The sequence below is a fragment of the Halomicrococcus pelagicus genome (genome assembly GCF_051917725.1).
GTDB lineage: Archaea > Halobacteriota > Halobacteria > Halobacteriales > Haladaptataceae > Halomicrococcus.
Genome location: NZ_JBQBLX010000001.1, coordinates 543,522 through 567,776 on the forward strand (window position 1 = coordinate 543,522; position 24,255 = coordinate 567,776).

The window sequence follows — 24,255 nt, forward strand, 5'->3', positions numbered from 1 at the left end:
AGCCGCTACGCTGTCTTGCGTTTCGTAAGCCGTCGTGAATTTCTCGGGAGAGAACGGGGCGCTTACTCCCGGTCGTACCGCCAGTCGGACAGACGAACCGGGCGACGCCGCACTGCCCGTCTTCGAACTCGCTTCGCCGTTCCCGGCGGCAGTCCGCCCCGGATTACGGCTCGAATCGAGAGTTCGTCGGCGTCGAAACGGCTTCAGAGACGGTCGCGTCCGCTACGGCGGGACGAACGACCGCTGGACGCGACGCCGTCCAGTTTCTCGAGTGCGGCGCGGTAGTATCGGCGAACGTCGAACCCCCTGCCCTGTCCGCCAGTCCCGTTCCGACGCGTGCCGCGGTTCGACCGCGCCCGTTTCTGGCGAGTGCCGCGACTCGAACGCGAGTCGCCGCGCGAGCGGGATTGTCCCGGGTCCGTCTCGGTTCCCAGAACTTCCCGAACTTCGTCGGGCACGAACGCCTTCTCCGGTGATAGCGCGCGTGACAGCGTCAGCATCAGCAGTGCGAGAACGACGAGGTAGTACCCGACCGTCGTGACGATGTTCGCGGAGAAGAACGCCACGTAGATGCCGTTGATGAAGAAGAACAGTCCTGTGATCTGGAGCCCCCTGTTCAGATAGTCGAATGTCGAATCTGCCGCGGGCCTGCCAAGCCCGTCGAAGCTTCTTGTACTCATCTCCCCAACCAGTCCTTCGAAGCCCGACGTAATGAAGTTCAGTCAGACACGCTTTCTCAGCTAGACCAGTCAAGATTCCGTACTATGATTCTTCGTTACAGGAAATATATAGAAAGAGGTGTTAGATATATATTTACTGCGTCAGTCCTGTGCCGTCGACGGTCCCTCTGTCACGTACGACCCGGACGGGGCCAGACGGAGGTGCCGGGGCGAGTCCGGCGAACGACCAACCGACGGCCGACGCTCGCGGCAGTGACGGACACGCGGCCGCCGGACCCGTACTGGTCCGGTTCGCCAGGCCGCAGAGCGCAGCGTCGACGACGGTCGCCGGCGAACGGAGATGGTTACCGCCAGCCAATCGATTAAGGCGCTCGACGGCCTCTGTTCGACCGTGACGGAACAGCGCTATCTCCCCGACGAAGACGACGTGACGGAGTTCGAAGCGACGGTCGAGGACGCGACCGAGGAGTACGTCGTCCTCGACGGCACGTACTTCTACCCGGAGGGCGGCGGTCAGCCGACCGACCGCGGCGTGCTCGCCTGGGACGGGGGCGCGGCGGACGTCGTGGCGGTCCGGAAGAACCACGGGGACGTCCGCCACTACGTCGAGAACGTCGACGGCGACCTGCCCGAACCGGGAGCGACCGTCGAGGGACGAATCGACGAGGAACGCCGCCAGGCTCACCGACGGATGCACACCGCCCAGCACGTCGTCTCGCGGGTCGTACTGGACGAGTACGGCGCGGAGACGGCGGGAAACCAGATTCACGAAGACCGGTCGCGCATCGACTTCGAGCCCGCGGACTTCTCCGACGAGGACGTCCGAGCCATCGAGCGCGCGACGAACGAGGCTATCGAACGCGACCTCGCGGTTACGAAGGCCGAACATCCCCGCGAGGAGGTCGAGGAGCGCGTCGACGAGGGCCGTTCGCTCCTCCACCTCATCCCGGACCACGTCGACCCGCTCCGTGTGGTCGCGGTCGAGGAGTTCGACTACTGTCCCTGCGGCGGGACTCACGTCGACAGCCTCGGCGAAATCGGTCGCGTCAAAATCACGAATCGGGAGTCGAAGGGGCGGGACACCGAGCGCATCGAGTTCGAACTGCGAGCGTCGGAGACCGCCGAGGCTAGCGAGTGAAGGTACCGTAATTTACCTGTTTCTCCCTGAACGAAACGAAGCGTTCTCCAGTCCGAGCGAAAACGCGCTGTGACGTCTCCTCGTCGTAACGCTAAAGAGCGAATCGTCCGTTTGTATCAGTAATGAGTACGTACGTCGAACAGCGGAGGTGGTTCTGTGGGTGTCGAAATTAAGGGCTCGCCGGTTTCTGACCAGCAGTTCGAGGAGATGAAGGAGTTCGTCTACGAGTATCTGGCCGCGAGCGTCCAGAACGAGGACGGCGGCGGTCGAATGCGGTGGTACCCCTGGCACTCTGCGGACTACCGGTACAATCACATCATCAACGTCGTCGACCTTGCAGAGACCATCGCGGAGCGGGAGGGCGCGGACGTCGACGTGGCGCGCGTCGCGGCGCTGTTCCACGACATCGCCAAACTCGACGCCGACCAGGACGTCCACGCAGAGGAGGGCGCCCGGGTGGCCCGCGAGTATCTCGAATCCCACGGCGAGTTTCCCGAGTCGTTCGTCGAGGAGGTCTGCAAGGCGGTCGAGGACCACTCCTACCAGGGTGACCTCGACAGCCTCTCGAAGGAGACCCAGTGTCTCATCGAGGCGGACATGCTGGACAAGGTAGGGGCGAACGGCACCGCCCTGATGCTGCTCCGGATGGGCTACGAGGCCCGCACGCACATGGCGGCCGCGGAGATGGTCGACCGGGTGCTCGAACGCGGCAAGGACGCCGCGAGCCGGGTCCAGAGCGACACCGCGAGCGACATCGCCCATCGCCGGCTCAAGCGCGTGAAGTGGTTCCGAGAGTGGCTCCTCGACGAAGTGCCCGAGATGGACGACGAGGAGACGGGTCCCCCGCGAGGCCACGGTCCGTAGGGCACGTCGGCGCTCGTGGCTCCGCCGCAGGGGAAGACCGCTTCGGTTTCTCGGACGCGCCGTTAGGCCAGCGTCGTCGCCGCGTCGAAGAGGAAGGACAGGCCGGCCAGCGCCAGTACCACCGCGCTGAGGTACGCGACGGCGGGGGCGAAGGAGTCCACGCGACGGCCGGCGGCGACCAGCGCGGCGGGGAAGCCGGCGATCCAGAGCGCGATACCGCCGAAGAAGCCGACGACGATGACCGGGCTGCCGGTCGTCACGGTGAGCGCGTCGCCGACGACCCCCGAGAGCAGGTCGTAGCTCCGTTCGTTCAGCAGGCCGACGCCCGCCGTGAGCCACCAGATTATCTGGTAGGGGTTCGTGATGGCCAGCGCGAACGCCTTCCGGAACCCCCTGGTATCGTCCGCGTCGCTTTCCGCGGTGAACGTTCGATTCGCGTCCCGCGCCGCGCCGTAGGCGAAGTACAGCATGAGCAGGCCGCCGACGCCGACCATCACCCCGCGCACCACCGGTGCCTCGCGGACGACGGCGACGACCCCGGCCAGTGCGAGGACGAAGAAGCAGGCGTCCGCCGTCATCGCACCGAGACCGGCGCGGAACCCGGAGTTCCAGCCGCGGAGGACGCTCTCTTCGGCGATGACGGCGTTCATCGGTCCGGGCGGTGCGGCCAGCGAGAGACCCAGGGCCGCGCCAGCCACTGCAGAGACGACGACGTCGAGCACGGTCGACGTTCGTCGCGGGACGGGAAAACTATCTCGAATCCGGTCAGACGGCGGCCGCCCCGAGTCGCGCCACGGTACGGACGGCCGTCTCCCAGACGGAGAAGCCGAACGCGAGCTGGACGAGGAAGTCGGCGGCGAAGAAGAAGAACAACGCCGCCGAGAAGAGGTGTGCCTTCCGCATGTCCACCCTGTGCGAGAACGTGTGGAAGAAGTAGGCGTTCGCGATGCTCACGGGGATGATGGCGAACATCTCGCCTAGCCAGATGGCGCCGTGAGCGCCGTACTGTGCGGCCAGGCCGATGGTGACCAGTTGCGTCTTGTCGCCGAACTCGCCGAACATCATCATCGCGAAGATGGGGACGAACGCGCCGTATCCATCGGACTCCGCGAGGTCGCTGTCCCGGAACCGTTCCGGAACGAACCCCGAGAGATTCGTTGCGCCGCCGCCGTCCGTCTCCGCGACTCCGTCGGACGTCTCCCCCTCGGGCATCGATTTGAGTAGCAACACGCCGAACAGGACGAACAGGCTCGCGGTGAGAGCGTCGAGGTAGATGCCGGGGAGTACGCGGGTGAGTGCTCCGCCGACGTACACCTCGACGGCCGTCCACAGCGCGAACGCGCTGCCGGCGGCGCTCACGACCAGCCACGGCCTGTATCGGGTCGAGAGACCGGCGATGATGAACTGTACCTTCTCGCCGGGCAACACCGCCAGCTGGGCCACGAAGGCTACTGCGACGACCTCCAGCCAGGTGGCCATCTACGCTACCTCCTCTGTGACCGCCCGGACGCGTATCGAACGGGCGACGCTCTCCGGGAGGCTCTGTTCGTCCCCGGCGTCGGCTTCGTCGCTCGCGATTCGGACGGTCACCATACCGAACGGCGCGACGTCCACGACCTCCAGTTCCGTCCCGGGCGAGATGCCGGCCCGGTCGAGATAGCGGAGTTCCTCCTCGTCGCGGTCGCTGACGCGAGCGACGACGACCCGGTCGTCGGTCTCGTGGTCGCTCAGCGGGGTCGTGTCGTCCGCCTCGATGGGGGCGAGGTCCGCGCCCGGGATGGGGTCGCCGTGCGGGTCGACCTCCGGTTCTCCGAGGACCTCGGCGACCCGGCGCTCGAACTCCTCGCTGATGTGGTGTTCGAGACGGTCGGCCTCCTCGTGGACTTCGCTCCACGAGTAGTCCAGATGTTCGGTCAGGTAGGCTTCGAGCAGGCGGTGGTGGCGTACGACCTCCAGCGCGACCGTCTCCCCCTCGTCGGTCAGTTCGACGCCCTTGTACTTCTCGCGTTCGAGCAGGCCGCGGTCCGTCAGCTTCTCCACCATGCTGGTGACGGTCGGCGGCGTCACGTCGAGGTAGTCCGCGATGTCCGAGGTCGCCACCGGGCCGTCGCTCTCCTCCTGGAGCGTGTAGATCGCCTTCAGGTAGTCCTCCATCACGTCGCTGAGCATTCGGTGACGGATTTTGGCACCTCTAATCCTTCAGTTTGTCGGGTACCCGAGAAAGGTTTCGGGGCGACGCCGTCAGCACCGGTCGTCGCAGATGCGGTCGATGATGTCGCCGGTCGAGAGCAGTTCGTCCTCGTGAGCGTCGCGCGGCGACGCGCGGCGAACGTTGCAGTCGACGCCGCGACTCGCCAGTTCCGCCTCGATGGCCTCCTCGTCGTGGTGCTGGTCGTACCCCAGCGCGATGACGTCCGGGTCGAGTTCCTCGATGGGGACGAAGATGTCCTCGCGGTGGCCGACGCGCGCGTGGTCGACCATCTCCAGCGCGGCGACCATGTCCCGACGCTGCCGGTTCGAGAGGATCGGCGGGTCCTTGTGGGTGACGTTCTCCCCGCGAGCGACGATGACCGACAGGCGGTCACCCATCGCCGCGGCGTCCCGGAGGTAGTGTGCGTGCCCTGGATGGAGGATGTCGAAGGTCCCCTGGGCGATGACGTGTGTCATTCCTGAAGCTCCGCGTCGATGTCTTCCTGGGTGAAGTCGAAGAATCCCTCGTCTTCCGGGAGCGCGACGTCCAGCACGTCGAGCTTCCGTCGGTCGCCGTTCCGGTCGAACGCGCGCCAGCTATCGCGGTCGTACGGCGCGCCGATGATGACGTGGACGTCGCCCCTGCCGAAGGTCCGGAGGTCGGCGTCGCTCGGGCGGAGCACGCCGTTCGGATGCGAGTGGACGGAGCCGACCGTCTGCACGTCGTTGGGGATGGTGCTCGACTTGACGGTCGCGCTCACGCTGTTCGACTCCGTCCCCGGCATGACGAGCACGTCGGTGATGACCGTCCCCTCGCGGTCGAGGCCGAGCGTCGACGCCGACTCGCCCCGGAAGAACCCCATGTACTCGTCCGGATGAGCGTCGCGCGACGCTTCGAGAGCGAACTCCAGCGCCCCCTCGGCGATCCCCAGTATCTCGTTCGACCGGAACAGCCGCATGGGTTACAGTTCGACCGGACGCGTTCTAAACGTTGCGAACCGCCGCCCCGGAATCGCGACGCTCGCGGACGGCAACCGGAGACGCTCGAATCGCCGACGCCCGGGTCGAAGTTGCAAAGCGTTAAAAATAGCCACCCCGAAAACACGGACAACATGACTACCTCCGATGACGGTCCCGCCGACGGGTCCGACACGCCCGTCGTGTACGACCTCGACGCGGACTGCACTCTCTCCGACGTTTCCGAGGGGAACCGATACCACGCCGAGGTCAACGGCGTCGTCGACTACGGCGTCTTCGTCGACATCTCCGATTCCGTCTCCGGTCTCGTCCACGAATCGAACCTCTCCGGGCAGTTCGACGTCGGCGACGAACTCGTCGTCGAACTCGTCGAGATCCGCGAAAACGGCGACCTGAGCTTCGACACCGCCGACCTCGACGAGTACGAGACGGTCCCGGTCGCCCACGATTACGAGGTGTCCGACACGGGTGCGCTCGCCGAACGCGTCGGCGAGTCCGTTCACGTCGAGGGCGAAGTCGTCCAGATAAAACAGACCGGCGGACCCACCATCTTCCACGTCAGCGACGAAACCGGCGTGGTCCCCTGCGCCGCGTTCGAAGAGGCGGGCGTCCGCGCCCACCCCGACATCGACATCGGCGACCTCGTCCACATCACCGGCGTCGTCGAAGAGCGCGAGGAGTCGCTGCAGGTCGAGGTGAACTCGCTCGACCGCCTCGAAGGCGACGACGCAGCGGACGTGCGCCAGCGCCTCGACGAGGCGCTAGAACAGCGGGCCGAACCGCACGACGTCGAACCCCTCGTCGAGTGGCCCGCGCTCGAGCAGATGTTCCCGGACCTCCGGGAGATCGCCAAACAGCTCCGACGAACCGTCCTCGAGAGCCGCCCGATTCGTGTCCGTCACCACGCCGACGGCGACGGGATGTGTGCGTCGATCCCCGTCGAACTCGCGCTCCGGAAGTTCATCGAGCAGACTCACCAGGACCCGGACGCGAAGCGTCACCTCTTCAAGCGCCTGCCGAGCAAGGCGCCGTTCTACGAGATGGAGGACGTCACCCGCGACCTCAACTTCGCGCTCGAAGACCAGGCCCGGCACGGTCAGAAGCTCCCGCTCCTCCTGATGCTCGACAACGGGAGTACGGCGGAGGACGTCCCCGCGTACGAGAACCTCGCTCACTACGACATCCCGATTCTCGTCGTCGACCACCACCACCCCGACCCCGAGGCCGTCGAACCGTACGTCGACGGCCACGTCAACCCGTACCTGTACGACGAGGACTACCGCATCACGACGGGGATGATGTGCGTCGAACTCGCGCGGATGATAGCGCCGGAGATAACGGACGACCTCCGCCACGTCCCCGCCGTCGCCGGCATCTCCGACCGGTCGAAGGCCGACGCGATGACCGACTACGTCGACCTCGCCAAGTCGGAGGGGTACGAGGAGTCGTTCCTCAACGACGTCGGCGAGGCGCTCGACTACGAGGCGTTCTGGCTGAAGTACGACGCCGGCCGGAACCTCATCAACGACGTGCTCAACGTCGGCTGTGACGACGAGTCGCGCCACCGGGAACTCGTCTCGTTCCTCGCGGACCGCGCCCGCGAGGACGTCGACGAGCAACTCGACGCCGCCATGCCGCACGTCGAACACGAGCGCCTGGCCAGCGAAGCCCACCTCTATCGCGTCGACGTCGAGAACCACGCCTATCGGTTCACCTACCCGCCGCCGGGCAAGACGACCGGCGAGATCCACGACCGGAAAGTCGAGGAGACCGGCGAACCGGTCATCACCATCGGCTACGGGCCGGACTTCGCGGTCCTCCGGAGTGACGGCGTCCGCCTCGACATCCCGGAGATGGTGTCGGAACTCAACGACGAGATCGTCGGCGGCGGCGTCAGCGGCGGCGGCCACCTCGTCGTCGGTTCCATCAAGTTCGTGCAGGGGATGCGCGAGCAGGTGCTCGACGCGCTCGTCGAGAAGATGGCCGACGCGGAACTCGACGAGGACCTCCAGAGCACGACCGTCGGCCACGAGAGCGACGACTAGCGCTACCGCTCCGTCGGGGCGAACCGAATTTCCTTCCGCGCTACCCAGACCGCTCCAGCGACGCCGACTGCCACCGCCGCGGCGAGACCGACCGGTAACCGCGACCCGCCACCGCTGGCTCGCCAGTCGGCGTCGAACACGCGGGCGTAGTAACTCGCCGCTTCCTCGCCGTGCAGGACGACCGCAACTTCGCGGTTCCGTCGAGCGGAGTGGTTGTTCCAGTTGAGGCTCCCGACGACGACGTGTTCGCCGTCAACGACCAGACCCTTCGCGTGGACCTTTCGATAGCCTCGCGGGTCGGCGAGCCTCGCGGTCAGCGGGAGTCCCTCCTCGTTCGCACGCTCGTTCAGCCACTCGACGAGTCGACGGTTCTCCTCCTCGACGTACCACGCGCTGCCGAGCAGGACACGGACCTCGACGCCGCGGCGAGCGGCCGAAAGCGTCGCTCGCACGAACGGCTGGCGGGGTCCGCCGGCGGTCATCTGCTGGACGCGGACGGAGTCGTTCGCCGAGCGCAACAGCGAGACGACCCCCGACTCCGCGTTGTCCGGCGCGGTCAGCACGCTCACCGACCGAACGGGGACGCTCCGCGGGCGAAACCGCGACGGATAGGTACCGTTGGCGGGCTCTGCGGGCTGGAACGACCGGCCCCGCCGGAACCGCTTCCACGGGCGGGTGTCGCGCCAGCCGGCGTCCGCGCGGAACACCTCCGCGAGTTCCGCCGCGGTCGCGTCGCTCCGGACGACGACTCCCCAGCCACGACTGGCGCGGCCGCCCGTCCCCGCTGGCTTCCAGTTCTCGGTCAGGACGAGCGCGCGGTCGTCGACGACTGCGTACTTCGCGTGGTGGAACTCGTAGCGGGCGCGCTCGCCTCCGATGACCTCGACGGGGACCCCCCGGCGGGTGATGAAGTCGAGTACGCTCGCCTCTCGTCGGGACATACCGCCGACGGGACCGTCGTCGACGAGTACCCGGACGTCGACGCCGCGCTCGCGGGCGGCCACCAGCGCGCGGGCCACGCGGCGCGAGGTGAACGAGTAGCCCGCGAGCAGGATTCGCTCGTCCGCGCCGCGGATGGTCTCGACCGGGACTCCCGGCGCGTCGGGGAGGACGAACGCGCGAGCGCGCCGGGCATCGGTCCTGACAGCCGCCCGGTCGGTCGCCCCGAGCGGCCGCCACTCGCCGGCGTCGGGACGCCACTGTGCGCCTTCGGTCGCGTCGGGATAGGTCACGGCGTCGACCGCCCGCCCGTCGCCGCTCGCCCGACGGAGGCGGACCGTCTCGCCGCCGTTAGCAAGCGAGAGGTCGTCGGCGAGCCCGAACGCCCGGTAGTCGGTCAGGTTCCGCGTTCGCGCCGGCGCGGTCGAGAACGCGATTCGGCCGCTCGTGCGTCGCTCGCTCCCGCGAGAGAGGTTCGCGGTGGTTTCGCCGTCCGAGAGCGCCCACCGAGAGAGGTTCACCTCGCGAGGAAAGGAGACGACGACGAACTCCCCGGCGTCTTCGGTCGCGACCGGGTCCGGATAGACGGCGACGATCTCCGGGGTCGCCGGCGCCGTCACGCCGGGAGCCACGCCGACGGGGAGGGCCATCGCGAGGCCGACGGCGACGACGAGACCGACGGACGCGGGGAGACGGGACACGGTCCGGAGTGGTCCCGGCCTCCGGTATAAACGTTCGTCCGTCAGCGGGGGTTCGGGATCGTTTACGACCGTTCTGAGGGCTGGTCTCTCCGGTTGTTTCCATCGGCTTACCGGTGGCTTTTTGCCGGAGACGTTCGCTCTCCCGGATATGGTCGCAATTCACGTCGTACTGGAACTGGCCGGGTACGCGCTGGGGGCGCTCGGTTCCGTTCTCGTCTTCTTCGAGTTCTTCCAGGTTCCGAACTACGTAGAGTACGACCCGGAGTTCAACGACTACACGGTCGACATCTCGCCGATGGAAGTGACCGAGCACACCTGGATCGGCCGCGTCGGCGCGTTCCTGGTGGCCGTCGCGTTCGCACTGGAGTTTCTGGCCGCGATACTCGCTCACGGCCTGGGGTGAACGATTCCCCGGCAGTCGGGACACTCGGCGAACTGCTCCGGTCCTTCGGTCGTCTCGTACTCTATGAGCAGGTAGCCACCGGGAATCGTCTCTCCACACTCTGGGCACGTTCCCAACGTCGCCGATTTGGTCGCCATTTCCTCGACTCCGCGAGAGAGTAGCGGAGCGAGGGTCTTCGTTATTGACCGGTTAGAACGTAGTAATGACTGCTTACCGGGCGTTGGCCTTCTGCGCTTCCGACTGGACGAGGTACGAGCGGTCGTCCGCGTACTCCGCCGCGGCCTCGCGGGCGTTCTCCGTTCCGATCTGGTTGAGCGCCCAGGCGGCGCTGGCGCGCACCGTGTCCGACTCGTCGTTCGCGAGCGTGTCGGCGAGCGGGTCGATCGCGCGCGTGTCGCCGATGCGGCCGAGTGCGCGGGCGGCGTGGCTGCGAACGCTCTCGTCGTCGGCCACGAGCTGGTCGGCGACCGCCTGGGTGGCCTCGTCGCTGCCGATTTCGCCGAGCGCCTTCAGCACCGTCTTCGCCATGCCGGGGTCGGCGTCGGCGTACTCGACGATGTCGTCGACCGCCTCGGCGCTGCCGATCTTGCCGACGATGCGGATGGCGTCCTTGTCCCGGCGCTCCGCGCGTTCGAGCATCGCGTCGAGCGACTCCTCGGACCCCATGCGTTCGAGCGCGTCGAGGCAGTGACGCTCCATGAAGTTCGACTGGAGGCGGTCGAGCGCGAGCAGAACCATGTCGACGCGGCCGCGCTTCTCCCAGACCTTCAGCGCGTGCCACTCCGGCGGGAAGTCCTTGCGGTGGTCGAGCACGTCGTAGTACCCCTCGGCTTCCAGCTGTTCGCGGGTTTCGAGGTCGCTCCACTCCTGGGCGCTGTCGACCGACTCCTGGAGCGACGTCGTCGCCTCGACGAGCTCGGTGATGGTCTCGGTGTCGTCGTCGGGGTGGAGGTCGGCGTCCTCGATGGCCGACGCGGCGTTATCGAGCACTTCCGCGAGGTCGTCGGTGTTGCGGGAGACGGTGACGACGAAGTCCGCGCCGAGAACCTCCTGGACGCGTTCCGCGAACTCGCCGACGGCGTCCGCGAGATCGCTGCGGCCCTCGTCGGTCCAGCGGGTGTCCGCGATGGTCGATTTCACGTCCTCGACGTCCTCGACGACGTTCTCCGCGTACGGACCGCGCTTCTCTTCGATGCCCGAGCTCAAGTCCTCGATGCGGGCCTCCAGTTTCTCGCGGGGGTCCTCGGCCTCCTCCTCGTCCTCTTCGTCTTCGTCCGGTTCCGGGAGGTCGGCCGACTCCAGCCGCTCTCTCACGTCGTCGAGTTCGGCTTCGACGACGTCCAGTTCGGCCTCGGTCTCGGCCGCGTCGAGGTCGGCCTCGATAGCGTCGAGCTCCGCGTCGATGCTCTCCGCGGTCGAGCCTCCCTGGCCGGCCGGCGCTACCTCCTCTTCCGCCTGTTCCTGCTCCGCATCGTCGACCCGTTCGTCCTCCGCCTGCTCCCGCTCCTCGGTATCCTCTTCGTCGCTCATGCGCGCACCCCCGACGACGATGTCACTCGGTTCATATAGTCGAAATTCGGGGCGTACCCATCAAGAGCGTTTCCCTTCTGTCGTGCGACGTGGTGGCGACCGTCGGCGGTTCGCGGGCGAAGCGCCACCGATTACGCCGGACGGCTCGCGGTGGTCGTCCGCCAGTAGAAGTGCGGACCGAGCAGGAGATACGCCAGCGCGAGCGTCAGCAGCGCGTAGGGGAACGTGCGACCCAGAAAGTCCGGAATCAGCACGGCCAGCGAGTGGACGACGCCCATGATGAGTGCGTCGCGGGCCAGCAGGTCGGGGTACGTTATCGTCGACACCATCAGCACCGTGAGGACGTACGCGAGGACGACGAGCGCGAGCGGGTCGGTGACCCCCACGAGCACGCCCGCGCTCAGGACGACCGACGCGAGCGTCGTCGGGACGCCCTCCGTCACGTCGTCGTCGGTGTCGTAGGCCGTGTAGAGTCCGAGTCGGACGATGGCAGCACCGACGAACAGCGCCGCCCCGAGCACCGCGACGGCCCCGCGCGGCGTGTAAAGTCCCCACGACTCGGCCACGACGGCGACGACCAGCGTCGCGGGCGCGACGCCGAAGGAGGCGACGTCGGCCAGCGAGTCGAGGTACGGCCCCGCCGCCGAGCTACCGACGTGGCGCGCGAGCACGCCGTCGAGGCCGTCCGCGACGGCCGCCAGCAGGACGAGCCGCGCGGCCAGTTCCGGGTTCGCGTCCGCCACCACGACGGCGAGGAAGCCGACGGCGGCGTTCGAGACGGTCACCGCGTCCGCCAGCGAGAGCCGTCCCACGAACCGGGGTTGCATACTCGCCGGGTGACGAGCGGCGGTCTTACGTTTTTTGCAATCCGCGTGGCTTCTTCCGGCGCGTAGTCGCCGTCACCGCCGCTAGTCGTCGGGAACGTCCGGAAAGGTCGGTCCGAGTGGCGAAGGTCAGTCGGCGCCCACCTCCGCGGGCGGTCCGTCGGAGCCGTCGACGTCGCTCGACGCGGACGCCTTCACCGCGGTCAGCGGGTTCTGGGAGCCGATCCGGCAGTCGAACGTCGGATGCTCGGCGAAGTGACGCACCAGCAGGTGTCGCCGCGACCCCGTGATGCCCGTCCGGCCGACGTCCTCGGCGGTGAACTCCTCCGGCAGGCGCTCGAACAGCCGTCGCAGGCCGTCGAACGTCTCGAACACCTTGGCGTTGCCCGAGGAGTCTGCACCCCGGCGCGACACCTCGTAACTTCCGTCCTCGCGGTGTGTGCCCGCCGTCCGGAAGAACTCGCGACGCTCCGTCAGCGCGTCGCCGACGGCGTCCTGCAGAGCCGTGGCTTCCTGTCGGGTCAGTTCGTATTCGACGTCGTCGATAGTCAGTACGACCGATTCACCGTCTCGCTGTACCGATGCGGCGCGCTCGTCATCCGAGAAGAACGCGACCAGGAGACTGGGTACTCCGTGGCATGCTTCTCACTCCCGTCTCCGGCGTAAAAACTCTGTCGACGCGACGAGAGGTCGACGGTCGCGCCCGGACGAGTTCTCAAAAGTTAAGAGAGCAGGCCGACAACCGCCGACCATGATTCCACTCGCGGAGACGTTCCCCACGAACGCGGCAGGTATCGTCGTCGGCGTCGTCGGTATCGCGATGGTCGCTGCCTGGCTGGCCTATCTCTACCGGTAGCCGGGACGTACCGTCGTTCGACCGACGTCACGGCTGCTACTGCTCGACGGCGTCGACGCGCTCGCGCAGCCACGCCGCCGCGTCCTCGACCTCGTCCTCGTCCGGACCCTGTATCGTCACGCTGACGTGATCGCCAGGGTAGCTTCCGACGGTCACGTCGAATCGCTCGCGCAGCCCGTCGATGCGGTCCAGCAGCGCACTCTCCGGTTCGTCCGCGTCGACGATGCGCCGGTGGCGCGGCTCGCCCGAGAACTCGTCGGCGACGTGGTCGAACATCGCCTTCATCTCCTCGGGGACCCCCGGAAGGACGTAGACGCCCTCTATCTCCGCGCCGGGCGCGACGCCCGCCTCGTTCGGGAGCAGACGCGCCCCTCTGGGCAGGTGGGTCGTCCCCGGCACGAGGTCGGCGTGTTCGTAGTCGCTGTACTCTTCGACCCAGGCAACGGCCTCGGGGTGTTCCTCGACCGGGACGCCGACCGCCGCGGCGACGCCCTCCATCGTCAGGTCGTCGTGCGTCGGACCGAGGCCGCCGGTGACGAGGACGGCGTCGTACTCCGCGAGCGCCTCGTTGACCTCGCGGGCGACGTCGGCGACGCGGTCCGGGACGACGACGACCCGCTCGACCGAGACCCCGCGCTCCGACAGCCGTTCGCCCAGCCACGCGGCGTTCGTGTTCACGGTGTCGCCGGAAAGAATCTCGTCCCCGACGGTGACCAGCGCGACTCGCATACCCGCAGTTGGGTTCCCGAGCGGAAAAGCCCTATCGCATCCCGGCGGAAAACGGTTCTACTGCATCCCCGGCGGCGGGCCGCCGTCGCCGATGTCGTCGTCGGACACGTCCACGTTCAGTCCCATCTCCTCGCGTTTCTCCTCCAGCCTCCGTATCTGGAACCGGAAGTACGCCAGCCCGAGCAGGGCGACGACGCCGGCGACGCCGACGATGCCCGTGAAGATGGTCTCGTCGCGCGCCAGATAGAACCGGACGGTGATGGAGTTGGCGTTCACCGGTTCGTCCCACACCAGGTGTACCCTGTCGTCGGTCCGGTGCTGTTCGTGGTTGTCCGGACTGACGTCGCTGAGCAGGAAGTTGTCCACGCGCATCCCCTTCGGAAGGACGACCTCGTAGGTCCGGTCGTCGACGTACGTGGGGACGCTGAACGTCTTCCCGCGTCGCGGTGCCGTGTACGCCAGCTTCCCCCGTTTCGCCGGCGGCTCGATTATCGTCTTCTTCTTCGTCTTCTTCACCTCGATGTGTTTCGCCCCGACGACGGTGCCGTTCCGATAGCGAAACTTGACCGACGCTATCTCGACCGGCTGTTTGCCGCCCAGCGACTCGTGCTGGTACACTTCGAGCGAGGACTTCCCGTTCATCTCGTAGATGGACCGGTAGTTACCGCTGGTGACGTTGAACGTGACGGACTGCGACGTATCCCAGTCGTAGGCGGCGTCGTCGTTCAAGCGGTCTTGACTGATCTGTCCGGGGCCGAGCACGGACGAACAGCCGGCGCTGGCGGCCATCATCCCCAGGAGCCCGAACGCGAACAGCAGCCGTCGATTCATGGAATGACGCAACGAAGTTCGGCCGGGAGGTACTCGCCGATGCTGGCGAGCAGCCCCGGCGGGTCGGTGTCTTCCTTGCAGACGATGCTCTGTTCCAGGAGACCGAGTCGTTCGACGGTGACGATGTCCTGTGCGTGACCGGCGCGGTTGACGGTCGCGCGCGCCTCGCCGCGCGTCGTGCTGTTGACGTTCACGCGACCCGCGCCGCGCGTCCAGTCGAACAGGCGGTCGCGCTCCTCGTCGGCGAGTCGGGCCGGCGCGTCCTCGCCGCCCGCCACGAACCGCAGGGGGAGGTGCTGGACGAGACCGAACCGCTCGACGATCTGCTCCGGCGTGCCGGGACCGAGGCCGAGTTCGTCGGCCGGCACTCGCACGTCCTGGCCGGCGTCGAGGACGATTCCATCGTCGTCCCACGATTCGAGCGTCCCGACGTACGTCTCGCCGGCGTCGAGTTCCGGCGTTATCTCGCCCCACTCCTCACGGAGGAGGTTGCGCGCTACCACCGCGTCCTCGCCGTCGACGGTGACGGAGACGAAGCCGTCGTGGCGTACGCCCACGTCGTACTCGACGTCGAGGTCCCCGATGGCGTTGTCGACGAGCGAGGCGAGCGCGTCGCGTGAACGTCGTTCGGCTTCGCCGCTGACGTACAGTTTGGTGGCCAGGACGACCATTATGCCTCGAGTTCCTGGACGTTGAGTTCCTCTTCGAGTGCAGAGATGCGGTCGTCCATCGAGTCGACGAGCCGAGCGTTCTCCATCGATTCGAGCGGTGACCCGCACTCGGGACACTCGAAACCGAAGTCCATCGCCTCGCCGAACTCGAAGCGAAGCGAACAGACTTCACAGAGGTAGAACTCGTGGGTGCGCTCGTACTCCCGACGCTGTCTCAGTGCGTCTAGCAGTCGGTACATCTCCTCCTCCAGGTTCTCCGGAATCTTGTCGTACTCGAACGTCCAGAGGTAGGTCAGCCATCCCGAGTCCTCGTCGCGCAGCCGGCGATAGCTGGCGAGGTCGTTCTCGTAGAGGATGAACAGCGCCCGGCGGACGTCGTTGAGTTCGAGGTCGAGTTCCTCGGCGAGTTCCTCGTCGGTGACCTCGCCGTCCGGCGGTGCGGCGGCGACCGGCATCCCCTTCGGCCCGACCAGTTCGTGGAGATACTTCTGAATCACCGGATCGCTCAGCAGGTCCTCGAAAGCCATTGATACGTTAAACGGGGGCGTTCAACCGTTTAAAACCATCGGGAGACGGTCGAACCGATTCTGTCAGATACGCGAGCGCCGCGCCCGAACTGCGCACGAGAGATTGATTATCCTCATAACTTACGCGTACAACCGGCGTTGGAAACCCCGTGCCTACGGTTTCGCCCCGTCGAACTCCCACGGAGTTGACCGTACTGCAAGCGCAGTTGAACCGCACGACTGCGCGGCCCCGAAACGTGATGTAAATTCATTATGTAAACTTTATTTCAACAATGCTTTTATACTACGATGGCCCAGCGACGGGCGAGGTTCCGATGATCGCATTCGTTCGACGCGCGATGCTGTTCGCCCTGTACCAGATGAGCATCCTGACCGGTATCGTCCTGCTTCCGGTCGCCCTGTTCGCCCGGCAGCTCGGGGTCCCCTTCCCGATCCACAGGGTCGTGGAGCGGCTCCAGGACGCCTACGAGGCCACGGAGACGGCGTAAGGACGACCCCCACGCTCCACGACGGGGTCGTGAAGGGTTGGTTTTATCAGTGCTGGCGGACTACGTTCGCCCAATGCGTACGCCAATGCACGGTTCCGAATTCTCGCGCAATATGGACCGCCTCGACGGCGGCGAAACGAGCCCCTACGAGCCCCAGATAGGATCGCTCCCGGAGAACAACTTCTCGAAGGACGACCTCGAGAACGTCAACAAGACCGGAACGACCACCATCGGCCTGGCGACGGACGAGGGCGTCGTCATGGCGACGGACATGCGCGCCAGTCTCGGCGGTCGGTTCGTCTCCAACAAGAACGTCCAGAAGGTCGAGCAGATTCATCCGAACGCGGCCCTGACGATGGCCGGGTCCGTGGGCGGTGCGCAGTCGTTCATCCAGACGATGCGCATCGAGTCGAACCTCTACGAGACGCGGCGCGGCGAACACATGAGCATGCAGGCGCTCTCGACGCTCGCCGGCAACCTCCTCCGCGGCGGCCCCTTCTTCATCGTCTCGCCCATCCTCGGCGGCCTCGACGAGGATGGTCACCACGTCTACAGCATCGACCCCGCCGGCGGCGTCATGTCCGACGACTACACCGTGACGGGCAGCGGGATGCAGCTCGCCTACGGCGTCCTCGAACAGGAGTACACCGAGGGCCTGAGCAACGAGGAAGGGAAGCAGATCGCCGCCCACGGCATCAAGAGCGCCGTCGAGCGCGACACCGGCAGCGGTGACGGCGTCTTCCTCGCCGAGATAACCGAGGAAGGCGTCGAGATTCAGGGTCACAAGGACTTCGACGACGTCCTGTAGTTCTCGGATTTCTCCTTCCGTCCGTCCGGAGTCACCGTCGAGCGACCGGACCGCTTGGAAAGGTCTAACCGGCCGGCGGCCCTCCGTTCAGTCATGACGGACTACACCACGGTTTCCATTCCGAAGGACCTCGCCGACCGCGTCGAAGACACCATCGAGGGGACGAGCTTCTCCAGCACGAGCGACCTCGTGCGCTTTCTCCTGCGAAGCATCGTCATCCAGCACCAGAAGCAGGGGAAACTCACCGACGCCGAGTTCGACGAGATAACCGATCAGCTCGAAGAGCTGGGCTACCTAGAGTAGCTCGGTCGGCGGTTCGGCGTCGACGCGGGACAGCGACTGACGGCGGCCGGAACGGTCGAACGCGGCGACGGAGTCGTCGTCCCAGGGCGGCACGGCGACGATGACGGTCTCGTGCAGGTCGTCGCTGCGCGTGACCTCGAGGGGGCCCTGCGGGTGGGAGACGAACCGACCCTGCGTCTGCCCGGCCGGAATCGAGAGGTCGATGCCGAACACGGCGGTGACCGATCCGCCCGCGTCCGGCGGATAGAAGTGGGTGAAAACGGGCGTCTCCGGCGACAGATCCACGTCGCCGCTGAGGTCGCCCGCGGGCGTGACCGCGAGCGAGATCGTCACCTTCTCCGGTTCGGCTTCGGCCGCCAGCTCCAGCAGCGCCTCTACCAGTCCCTGGGTTACGTACACCACGCCCGTGGTTCGTGTCGCCCAAACAAAACACCGTCGCTCGCGGCGACCCTGTAGAGGCCGGGGAGAGCAGACGTTGCTCCCCCTCGATATCGTCACGATGGTATTTTAACGTATTTATATGTCGAAATAGTTTAAAAAATTTGATAATAATGGCGGTGTTTCATACGAACACGATGGCAGAAAACGACCTGACCTCGTACCTCGAAGAGAATCCCCGAATGATCGGCGCGATGTTCACGATGCTGCTGCTGCTCTCGCAAGCGGGGAACACTGTGGGCATGCTTGTAGGGCCTGCGGGACCGTAATTTTCAAAATTCCGCTAGCTCGTCACTCCAAACGAACGTCCCATCAAACAGTAAGGGTATCGTGTCGAGTGCAAACAGATTCTGCAGTCTCGCCTTGTTCTGGGTAAACGACTTCAGTGGCCCAGAAGAAAGGAAATACTCATCCTCACAACCAATCTTCGGTGTTACTAATCTTCCCAGTCCTCCCTGGCTCGAGACGAAACTACGCGGAGTAAGCTCGAACTGATTTCCACTCTTTGATTCTATTTCGAGGAGAACGGGCACGGCATTTTCAGTCTGAATAATGTCGACGTTCCCGTCGCCGACGACCAGGTACTGGCCGCCGACGAGACTGCGGTCGCGCGCGACGTTCAGCGCGGCCCGGAGCGGGAAGCCGCGATTCAGCAGCCGCGACATCGCCTTGCCGACCCGGACCGCGCCGCTGTTGACGACGTCGTTCAGCGTGACGACGCCGCCGATGGCGCCGGATTCGATGAGCGCGACGCCCTGGTCGTAGGACTGGCAGGCGTTGAGGAAGAACGCCTCGACGCCGACCGAGTCGAGCGACCGGGCGTCGAGGTAGCCGTCGGCGCAGTCGAACCCGTTCTCGTCGATGTGGCCGATGTAGTGGAAGAACTGCGTCTCGCGGGCGAGCGCGTCGCGCAGTTCGCCGGTCGTGAGGTCGCTGCGAACGGTGACGTCGAACGGCAGTTCCTCGCGGGAGCCGTACACCTCGTCCGCGAGGGTTCGCTCCTCGTCCATCTTGCTGTCGTTGCAGACGACGGTAATGTCGATCTCGCCGTCGCTCGACGTCCGTTCGAGACGGTTGCGGAACGCCTCCGCGATGGCCTTGTTCGCCCCGACCGGGGCGTCGTCGCCGACCCACAGTTGCTCCTGGGCGTCGGTCAGGTCCGGTTCGACCAGCGACCGGTCCGGGGCGCTCGACTCCGTGACGCTCCGGGTGAACTCGCCGTTCCGAACGAACTCGTCGGTGGCCGACAGCTGGACGTTCGACGCGGACCGCTCGGACGCCGCGGGGGTCCGGACGACCGCGAGGTCGTCGACGACGAACGGCAGCGTCTCGACGTTCCCCGGCTCCGGCGCGACGTGGGCGGCCAGTTGCCACTCGGGGACGTGCTCTTCGAGCAGCGCGTACGGGACCTCGAGGTACGCTGCCAGCCGCTCAGCGAGCGAGGCGTCGTAGAGGTCGGCGAAGTCGATGTCCACGAGCGGTTCGACCTGCCGGCGTTCGTGGAGGTCGACGGGGTAGTACCCCTCCGTCCGGGTGACGCAGTCGAGCAGGAAGGTTCCCTTGAGGACGCGCTCGACCTCCGCCTCGAACCCGCGCGTCGTCCGAAGCGAGTGGTCGACCCCGTCGGCGACGATGCGAGGGGTGGTCCCCGGAACGAGGTCCGCGCCGAGGTAGTACGCGAGCGGCGCGGCGGGGTAGACGTAGGAGGGGTCAGGCGGAAGTTCGATGCGGACGCCGGTGTCGGGGGAGTCGAGTCCGTCCGGAATCGCCAGGTCGTCGCCGAGTTCGACCGTCGGGGGATGCCCCCGGAGCGTCGGGAACGACCGTTCGGGACTCGTCGTCTTCAGCGCCGACCCGAACGTCGACACCGCCGCCATCAAGTCCTCGGGGTCAGCGGTCGTCCTCACCGTCGCCGCCGGGCGTCGATGGTGTGACCGCGCGCCGACGAACATCTCGGTCTCGCCGTCGAACGCGAGTTCGACGCGGTCGAACGTCGCCGAGACGGAGAGCGAACTCTCGACCCGCAGGTAGAGTTTCACTGGCGTGCAGAGTTCGACGCTGTACGTCCCGGCGGGCAGTTCGCGGCTCGTGCCACACTCGGCGCTCGCGACCATCTCACCGTTCGCGTCCCGGACGTACACCGCTGCAGCCGTCGGGAGGGTTACGGCCGCGGTCCTGACCGCAACTGCGTCGTCGACGGGGAAGCAGAACGCGTCGGCGTCCGCGGACGAGGGCCGGACGACGTCGGGCGTCGCCAGCGAGGCGGTCCGTCGCTCTACCGGGTCGACGACCTCCAGTCCTGGGGGGTCCTCACGGAATCCGAACGAAAGCGTCACGCTCTCACCTCCTCGCTCCGAGACGTCGGGTCCCGGCGCACGGAGTTCATGCCTCGTCCGTGGTAGCGTATCGCCAAAAAAGTATCGTCGTTCTGAGATGCGCTACAGCGGCGAGAGCTGGCGGACGATGTCGGCGTACAGTTGCGCCGAGCGCTGTCGGGATTCACGCACGGCTTCGGCGAGCGCGCCGGTCGCGTCGTCGAACACGCCGTCGCCGTGACCGACGAGGATTCGCTCGGGCGTCAGCCCGCGAAGTTCGTCCGGCGGGAACAGGCGGAGCATCGGGTGGACGCCGAGGCGCTCGTGCTCGGTCAGGAAGTACGACGCGGTGCCGACGACGTCGCCGACGACCAGCGTTCCCGTGGACTCGTCGTACAGCGCGGCCTCCTGCCATGCCGGGTTGTCGACCAGTTTCAGGACGCGGAGGCCGGTGTCCGCGAGGGTGTCCTCGAAGCGCCGTATCGCGACGTCCGGTCCGGGGCTCCGACGGACCCACGTCGGAAGGTAGAGGGGGACGTCGTGGCGGCGCGCGACCGCCTCGGCGTCGCGCATGTGCCGGCCGAGCAACACGACCACGCCCGCCACGTCGCCGAACTCCGCGAACAGGTCGTCGACCCCCGGAGCGTCGACGGGGTCGACCACCCACACGTCGTCGTCGACCGCGAGCGCGTGGCTGGCACGCTGCATCTTCTCCCCGGGGTGGGCGAGCCAGCCGACTCCGCCGTCCCATCTGTCTATCTCCTCGAAGTCGGTCGCAGGCGTGGTCTCCTTGAGTCCCATACTGACATTCGCGTCGCGGAGTGCATAAATCGACGGGGCGACCGCGCCGATTCGAGGACGCGAGGCGTCGGTGCGGTCGCCTTCGCGTGCGTCGCCGGTCGGGGGGAGACGCCAGCCCCCTCCCGAGAAGGCGTCAATGGTGAGTTTCAAGTCCCGGTGCTGACAACCTCCACGCATGTTTCTGGAGGGTACGATACTGCGCGGCCCGCGGTTCGACCCAGTCGAGGGTCGCGTCGTCGTCGAGGACGGGGAGATAGCGGCCATCGAGGAGGCGACGGTCGATTCCGACGACGTCGTCCTCCCGGCGTTCGTCAACGCGCACACGCACGTCGGCGACTCCATCGCCAAGGAGGCCGGGGAGGGACTCTCGCTGGAGGAACTGGTCGCGCCGCCGGACGGCCTGAAACACCGGCTGCTCCGGTCGACCCCGCGCGAGGAGAAGATAGCGGCGATGCGGCGGTCGGCGCAGTTCATGCAATCGACCGGTACCGCGTCGTTCCTCGAGTTCCGCGAGGGGGGCGTCGAGGGCGTCTACGCGCTACGGGAGGCCGTCGACGGTCTCGACGTCGACCCGGTCATCCTCGGGCGGGAGACCGTGGACGCGATGGAGGCGGCCGAGGGGTTCGGCGCGAGCGGTGCGAACGACGGCGACTTCTCGCGCGAACGCTCGGCGACCGAACGCGCCGGGAAACTCTTCGGCATCCACGCCGGCGAAGCGGACGCGAGCGACGTCAACCCGGCGCTGGACCTCTCGCCGGACTTCCTCGTCCACGTCGTCCACCCGGAGCCGCTCCACCTAGACCGCATCGAGGACAGCGAGGTTCCGGTGGTCGTCTGTCCGCGCTCGAACCTCGTCACCGACGTCGGACTGCCGCCCGTGCGGGACCTGCTCGACAGGACGACGGTCGCGCTGGGCACCGACAACGTGATGTTGAACAGCCCGTCGATGTTCCGCGAGATGGAGTTCACGGCGAAGCTCACGGACGCCTCGGCCCGCGAGGTGCTTCGCATGGCGACGCTGAACGGTGCGCGCGTCGCCGGTCTCGACTGCGGCGTCGTCGAGGAGGGTCGGGACGCGAAACTGCTCGTTCTCGACGGCGATTCGGACAACCTCGCGGGCTACCGGAACGTGGTCCGGGCGGTCGTCCGCCGGGCGGGGGCCGACGACGTGAAAGACGTCGTCCTCTGAGCCGGCGGTCTCCGTCCGTCCCCCGAACTCCCGCCGTTCTCCACTCGCCCCCGTTCGTACCGTCTCGCCGACGGTGGGCCTCGCGCTGTCCTTTCGGGAAAGGGTTAAGCGGCCCCGTCCCGTGACATGCGATAACGTGTCTATGTACGACCGCATCCTCGTGCCGACGGACGGTTCCGCGGAGACGCGACGCGTCGTCGAACACGCCGCCGAACTGGCCGAGGTACACGACGCGGAACTGCGCGGACTGTACGTCGTCAACACGGCGACGTTCGCGGGACTCCCGATGGAGACCTCGTGGGAGGACGTCAACGAGGTGTTGCGCGAGGAGGGCGAGTCGGCGCTCGCGGACGTCGAGGAGTTCGCCGAACCGTACGACGTGCCCGTCAGCACTGACGTCGTCGAGGGACCGCCGAACAAGGAGATAGTCCGTCACGCCGAACGCGAGGCCTGCGACCTCGTCGTGATGGGGACGCACGGACGGGGCGGCATCGACCGACTCCTGCTCGGCAGCGTCGCAGAACGCGTCGTCCGCTCGTGCTCCGTTCCCGTGATGACCGTCCGGGTCGGCGACGAGGACGAGGAAGAACCGCCGACCGCCGACAGCGTCGGCGAGATGAAGGGAAGTTCGTAGGGCCTACGCGGGCCGCAGGTGTTCGCAGTCGCCCGCGTGGACGTGGACCCGACCCTCGTCGGTCTCGACCACCAGTGCGCCCGGGACTGTCACGTCCACGGCGTTGCCTTCGACCGTTCCGGCAGGAGTCTCGACGCGGACGCGCTGCCCGAGCGTCGCCGCGTACTCGCGCCACGCCGGCAGTACCGCGTCGGGGTCGGCACGCAACTCGTCGAACGTCTCCAGCAGTCGCTGGACGAAGACGCGTCGTTCGACCGGCCCCGACTCCTCCTGGACGCTCGTCGCCTCCGCCGGCAGGCGTTCGCCGGGGACGTTCGCGTTCACGCCGACGCCGACGACCGCCCACGAGACGCGGTCCGCCTCGCCCTCCATCTCGGTGAGGATACCGGCCAGTTTCCGGCCGACGCGCGCCGACGAGTCGCCGTCACCGTCGCCGCCGTCCGCCGGCACGACGACGTCGTTCGGCCACTTTATCTCCGCGGGAACGCCGGCCTCTCGGGCGGCGCGGGTCACGGCGACCGCCGCGGCGAGCGTCAACAGCGGCGCGTGGGACGGCGGGACGTCAGGTCGCACGAGCAGGCTCAGCCAGACGCCGCCGCTCGGACCGACCCACTCGCGGTCGAGTCGTCCGCGGCCGCCGGTCTGCTCGTCGGCCAGCACGACCACGTCGGATTCGCTCGTCGCGGCGAGTTCGCGCGCACGGTCGTTCGTGCTCGCGATGGCGTCGTGGTACTCGACGTCGAAGGGCGCTTCCAGTCCGTACTCGACCGTGGAACCGCCGAACTCCGGAACTGCGGCGAGTTCGTAGCCAGCGTCGCTGCTGTGAATCTCGAATCCAGCGTCGCGGAGCGCCTCGACGTGTTTCCAGACGGCGTTCCGCGAGACGTCGAAGCGGTCGGCGAGGTCCGGGCCGGCGACCGGTCCCTCCGCCAGGGCATCGAGGACGGCGCGGCGCGTCTCGTTCATGGAAACCCCTTCGCACACGCTCACCAAGAATGGTCCGCTCCTCGATTACGTTCGCCCTTCGTACCGGCGGGCCGCTTCGAGCGAGCGTCGCACGAGCGGCAACTCTCCGTCGAGCGCGACGGTGTCGGCGTCGCGTTCGAACGCGACGATTCCCGCGTCGGCGAGACGAGGAAGGTCCACGTGAACGAGTTCGGTCCGGACCCGCAGGCGGTCGGTCCGCCGGGGGCCGTCCACGAGTTCGTCCGCGAGTTCCCCGACCGTCGCTCGCCGCTCCTCGAAGAGGTGTTCGAGCAGCACTCGCCGTCGTCGTGCGGCGAGCGCGTCCATGGCGTCGTCGACCGATACCCCACTTGCGTCGTTGTGAACAGTGCAGCGTGTCATGGTTGCGTCGTCGCACGAACGAAACC

Annotated in this window: 30 protein-coding genes; 10 read left to right on the forward strand and 20 right to left on the reverse strand. The window is 67.0% G+C overall.

The genetic code is table 11. The features are described from left to right. Window positions 1-203: 203 nt before the first annotated feature. Window positions 204-680, reverse strand: coding sequence for a hypothetical protein (locus ACTF4R_RS02870; protein WP_440006088.1), 477 nt, complete (start codon window positions 678-680; stop codon window positions 204-206). A gap of 391 nt (window positions 681-1,071) precedes the next feature. Between ACTF4R_RS02870 and ACTF4R_RS02875 the strand changes: the two genes are divergently transcribed. Both ACTF4R_RS02875 and ACTF4R_RS02880 read left to right on the forward strand, forming a co-directional pair. Continuing rightward, window positions 1,072-1,818: an alanyl-tRNA editing protein gene (locus ACTF4R_RS02875; RefSeq protein WP_440006090.1), complete on the forward strand. Its 747-nt coding sequence runs from the start codon at window positions 1,072-1,074 to the stop codon at window positions 1,816-1,818. Window positions 1,819-1,974: 156 nt separating this feature from the next. Beyond that, window positions 1,975-2,682, forward strand: a complete 708-nt coding sequence (locus ACTF4R_RS02880) for an HD domain-containing protein (protein WP_433624323.1) — start codon at window positions 1,975-1,977, stop codon at window positions 2,680-2,682. Window positions 2,683-2,744: 62 nt separating this feature from the next. Here ACTF4R_RS02880 and ACTF4R_RS02885 read toward each other — a convergent pair whose 3' ends face one another. The 5 genes from ACTF4R_RS02885 to ACTF4R_RS02905 all read right to left on the reverse strand — a co-directional run bounded on the left by ACTF4R_RS02885 (window position 2,745) and on the right by ACTF4R_RS02905 (window position 5,831). After that, the gene (locus ACTF4R_RS02885; protein WP_440006092.1) at window positions 2,745-3,404 is read right to left on the reverse strand and encodes a LysE family translocator; all 660 of its coding nucleotides are present in this window, start codon (window positions 3,402-3,404) and stop codon (window positions 2,745-2,747) included. 43 nt (window positions 3,405-3,447) lie between these two features. Further along, window positions 3,448-4,161 carry a TMEM165/GDT1 family protein gene (locus ACTF4R_RS02890; protein WP_440006094.1) on the reverse strand — a complete coding sequence of 238 codons (714 nt, stop codon included), beginning with the start codon at window positions 4,159-4,161 and terminating at the stop codon, window positions 3,448-3,450. Next, on the reverse strand, window positions 4,162-4,851 hold the full coding sequence (locus ACTF4R_RS02895; protein WP_440006096.1) for a metal-dependent transcriptional regulator: 690 nt from the start codon (window positions 4,849-4,851) through the stop codon (window positions 4,162-4,164). A gap of 72 nt (window positions 4,852-4,923) precedes the next feature. Beyond that, entirely contained in the window at window positions 4,924-5,349 is a 426-nt protein-coding gene (locus ACTF4R_RS02900; protein WP_440006098.1) for an FAD synthase family protein, read from the reverse strand. Beyond that, entirely contained in the window at window positions 5,346-5,831 is a 486-nt protein-coding gene (locus tag ACTF4R_RS02905) for a JAB/MPN domain protein-containing protein (protein ID WP_440006100.1), read from the reverse strand. The genes ACTF4R_RS02900 and ACTF4R_RS02905 overlap by 4 nt, the downstream gene beginning before the upstream one ends. A 153-nt stretch (window positions 5,832-5,984) precedes the next feature. On the opposite strand from ACTF4R_RS02905, the gene ACTF4R_RS02910 reads away from it, so the two are divergent. Beyond that, the gene (locus tag ACTF4R_RS02910; protein WP_440006102.1) at window positions 5,985-7,895 is read left to right on the forward strand and encodes a Hef-associated nuclease; all 1,911 of its coding nucleotides are present in this window, start codon (window positions 5,985-5,987) and stop codon (window positions 7,893-7,895) included. Between the two features lie 2 nt (window positions 7,896-7,897). On the opposite strand, the gene ACTF4R_RS02915 is transcribed toward ACTF4R_RS02910, so the two are convergent. Further along, window positions 7,898-9,535, reverse strand: a complete 1,638-nt coding sequence (locus tag ACTF4R_RS02915) for a phospholipase D-like domain-containing protein (RefSeq protein ID WP_440006104.1) — start codon at window positions 9,533-9,535, stop codon at window positions 7,898-7,900. 148 nt (window positions 9,536-9,683) lie between these two features. On the opposite strand from ACTF4R_RS02915, the gene ACTF4R_RS02920 reads away from it, so the two are divergent. Further along, window positions 9,684-9,938: a hypothetical protein gene (locus ACTF4R_RS02920; RefSeq protein ID WP_433624342.1), complete on the forward strand. Its 255-nt coding sequence runs from the start codon at window positions 9,684-9,686 to the stop codon at window positions 9,936-9,938. On the opposite strand, the gene ACTF4R_RS02925 is transcribed toward ACTF4R_RS02920, so the two are convergent. From ACTF4R_RS02925 to tfe, 8 genes are all read right to left on the reverse strand, one after another. Next, on the reverse strand, window positions 9,923-10,075 hold the full coding sequence (locus tag ACTF4R_RS02925) for a DUF7837 family putative zinc-binding protein (RefSeq protein ID WP_433624344.1): 153 nt from the start codon (window positions 10,073-10,075) through the stop codon (window positions 9,923-9,925). The two genes, ACTF4R_RS02920 and ACTF4R_RS02925, sit on opposite strands and share 16 nt — an antisense overlap. Window positions 10,076-10,148: 73 nt before the next feature. Further along, a complete protein-coding gene (locus ACTF4R_RS02930) occupies window positions 10,149-11,468 on the reverse strand; it encodes a HEAT repeat domain-containing protein (protein ID WP_440006107.1) in 1,320 nt (439 codons plus the stop codon). A gap of 131 nt (window positions 11,469-11,599) precedes the next feature. After that, the gene (locus tag ACTF4R_RS02935) at window positions 11,600-12,295 is read right to left on the reverse strand and encodes a protein sorting system archaetidylserine synthase (RefSeq protein WP_440006109.1); all 696 of its coding nucleotides are present in this window, start codon (window positions 12,293-12,295) and stop codon (window positions 11,600-11,602) included. Window positions 12,296-12,421: 126 nt separating this feature from the next. Next, window positions 12,422-12,844 (reverse strand): DUF7528 family protein, encoded by a 423-nt coding sequence (locus tag ACTF4R_RS02940; protein ID WP_440006670.1) that lies wholly within the window; start codon window positions 12,842-12,844, stop codon window positions 12,422-12,424. A gap of 340 nt (window positions 12,845-13,184) precedes the next feature. Then, window positions 13,185-13,877, reverse strand: coding sequence for a competence/damage-inducible protein A (locus ACTF4R_RS02945; RefSeq protein WP_440006111.1), 693 nt, complete (start codon window positions 13,875-13,877; stop codon window positions 13,185-13,187). 57 nt (window positions 13,878-13,934) lie between these two features. Then, on the reverse strand, window positions 13,935-14,708 hold the full coding sequence (locus ACTF4R_RS02950; RefSeq protein ID WP_440006113.1) for a DUF5803 family protein: 774 nt from the start codon (window positions 14,706-14,708) through the stop codon (window positions 13,935-13,937). Beyond that, window positions 14,705-15,379, reverse strand: a complete 675-nt coding sequence (locus ACTF4R_RS02955; RefSeq protein ID WP_113275708.1) for a DUF2110 family protein — start codon at window positions 15,377-15,379, stop codon at window positions 14,705-14,707. The genes ACTF4R_RS02950 and ACTF4R_RS02955 overlap by 4 nt, the downstream gene beginning before the upstream one ends. After that, on the reverse strand, window positions 15,379-15,906 hold the full coding sequence (gene tfe, locus ACTF4R_RS02960) for a transcription factor E (protein ID WP_113275709.1): 528 nt from the start codon (window positions 15,904-15,906) through the stop codon (window positions 15,379-15,381). Before tfe ends, ACTF4R_RS02955 begins: the two co-directional genes overlap by 1 nt. 314 nt (window positions 15,907-16,220) lie before the next feature. Here tfe and ACTF4R_RS02965 point away from each other — a divergent pair, with 314 nt between their 5' ends. From ACTF4R_RS02965 to ACTF4R_RS02975, 3 genes are all read left to right on the forward strand, one after another. After that, the gene (locus ACTF4R_RS02965; RefSeq protein ID WP_433624359.1) at window positions 16,221-16,394 is read left to right on the forward strand and encodes a hypothetical protein; all 174 of its coding nucleotides are present in this window, start codon (window positions 16,221-16,223) and stop codon (window positions 16,392-16,394) included. A 73-nt stretch (window positions 16,395-16,467) separates the two neighbouring features. After that, a complete protein-coding gene (gene psmB, locus ACTF4R_RS02970) occupies window positions 16,468-17,202 on the forward strand; it encodes an archaeal proteasome endopeptidase complex subunit beta (protein ID WP_440006115.1) in 735 nt (244 codons plus the stop codon). Between the two features lie 93 nt (window positions 17,203-17,295). Beyond that, window positions 17,296-17,505, forward strand: coding sequence for a ribbon-helix-helix domain-containing protein (locus ACTF4R_RS02975; RefSeq protein ID WP_113275711.1), 210 nt, complete (start codon window positions 17,296-17,298; stop codon window positions 17,503-17,505). On the opposite strand, the gene ACTF4R_RS02980 is transcribed toward ACTF4R_RS02975, so the two are convergent. After that, the gene (locus ACTF4R_RS02980; protein ID WP_113275712.1) at window positions 17,497-17,907 is read right to left on the reverse strand and encodes a JAB/MPN domain protein-containing protein; all 411 of its coding nucleotides are present in this window, start codon (window positions 17,905-17,907) and stop codon (window positions 17,497-17,499) included. The two genes, ACTF4R_RS02975 and ACTF4R_RS02980, sit on opposite strands and share 9 nt — an antisense overlap. A gap of 173 nt (window positions 17,908-18,080) precedes the next feature. Here ACTF4R_RS02980 and ACTF4R_RS02985 point away from each other — a divergent pair, with 173 nt between their 5' ends. After that, a complete protein-coding gene (locus tag ACTF4R_RS02985; protein ID WP_440006118.1) occupies window positions 18,081-18,212 on the forward strand; it encodes a DUF7503 family protein in 132 nt (43 codons plus the stop codon). Between the two features lie 3 nt (window positions 18,213-18,215). On the opposite strand, the gene ACTF4R_RS02990 is transcribed toward ACTF4R_RS02985, so the two are convergent. Both ACTF4R_RS02990 and ACTF4R_RS02995 read right to left on the reverse strand, forming a co-directional pair. Beyond that, on the reverse strand, window positions 18,216-20,279 hold the full coding sequence (locus ACTF4R_RS02990) for a hypothetical protein (RefSeq protein ID WP_440006119.1): 2,064 nt from the start codon (window positions 20,277-20,279) through the stop codon (window positions 18,216-18,218). Between the two features lie 102 nt (window positions 20,280-20,381). Continuing rightward, the gene (locus tag ACTF4R_RS02995) at window positions 20,382-21,059 is read right to left on the reverse strand and encodes an MBL fold metallo-hydrolase (protein ID WP_440006121.1); all 678 of its coding nucleotides are present in this window, start codon (window positions 21,057-21,059) and stop codon (window positions 20,382-20,384) included. A 175-nt stretch (window positions 21,060-21,234) separates the two neighbouring features. Here ACTF4R_RS02995 and ACTF4R_RS03000 point away from each other — a divergent pair, with 175 nt between their 5' ends. Beyond that, window positions 21,235-22,248, forward strand: coding sequence for an amidohydrolase family protein (locus tag ACTF4R_RS03000; RefSeq protein WP_440006123.1), 1,014 nt, complete (start codon window positions 21,235-21,237; stop codon window positions 22,246-22,248). 142 nt (window positions 22,249-22,390) lie between these two features. Continuing rightward, window positions 22,391-22,882: a universal stress protein gene (locus ACTF4R_RS03005; RefSeq protein ID WP_433624730.1), complete on the forward strand. Its 492-nt coding sequence runs from the start codon at window positions 22,391-22,393 to the stop codon at window positions 22,880-22,882. 3 nt (window positions 22,883-22,885) lie between these two features. On the opposite strand, the gene ACTF4R_RS03010 is transcribed toward ACTF4R_RS03005, so the two are convergent. Both ACTF4R_RS03010 and ACTF4R_RS03015 read right to left on the reverse strand, forming a co-directional pair. Beyond that, window positions 22,886-23,848 (reverse strand): biotin--[acetyl-CoA-carboxylase] ligase, encoded by a 963-nt coding sequence (locus ACTF4R_RS03010; RefSeq protein WP_440006125.1) that lies wholly within the window; start codon window positions 23,846-23,848, stop codon window positions 22,886-22,888. 45 nt (window positions 23,849-23,893) lie between these two features. Further along, window positions 23,894-24,229: a DUF7344 domain-containing protein gene (locus ACTF4R_RS03015; RefSeq protein WP_440006126.1), complete on the reverse strand. Its 336-nt coding sequence runs from the start codon at window positions 24,227-24,229 to the stop codon at window positions 23,894-23,896. Window positions 24,230-24,255: the final 26 nt, after the last annotated feature.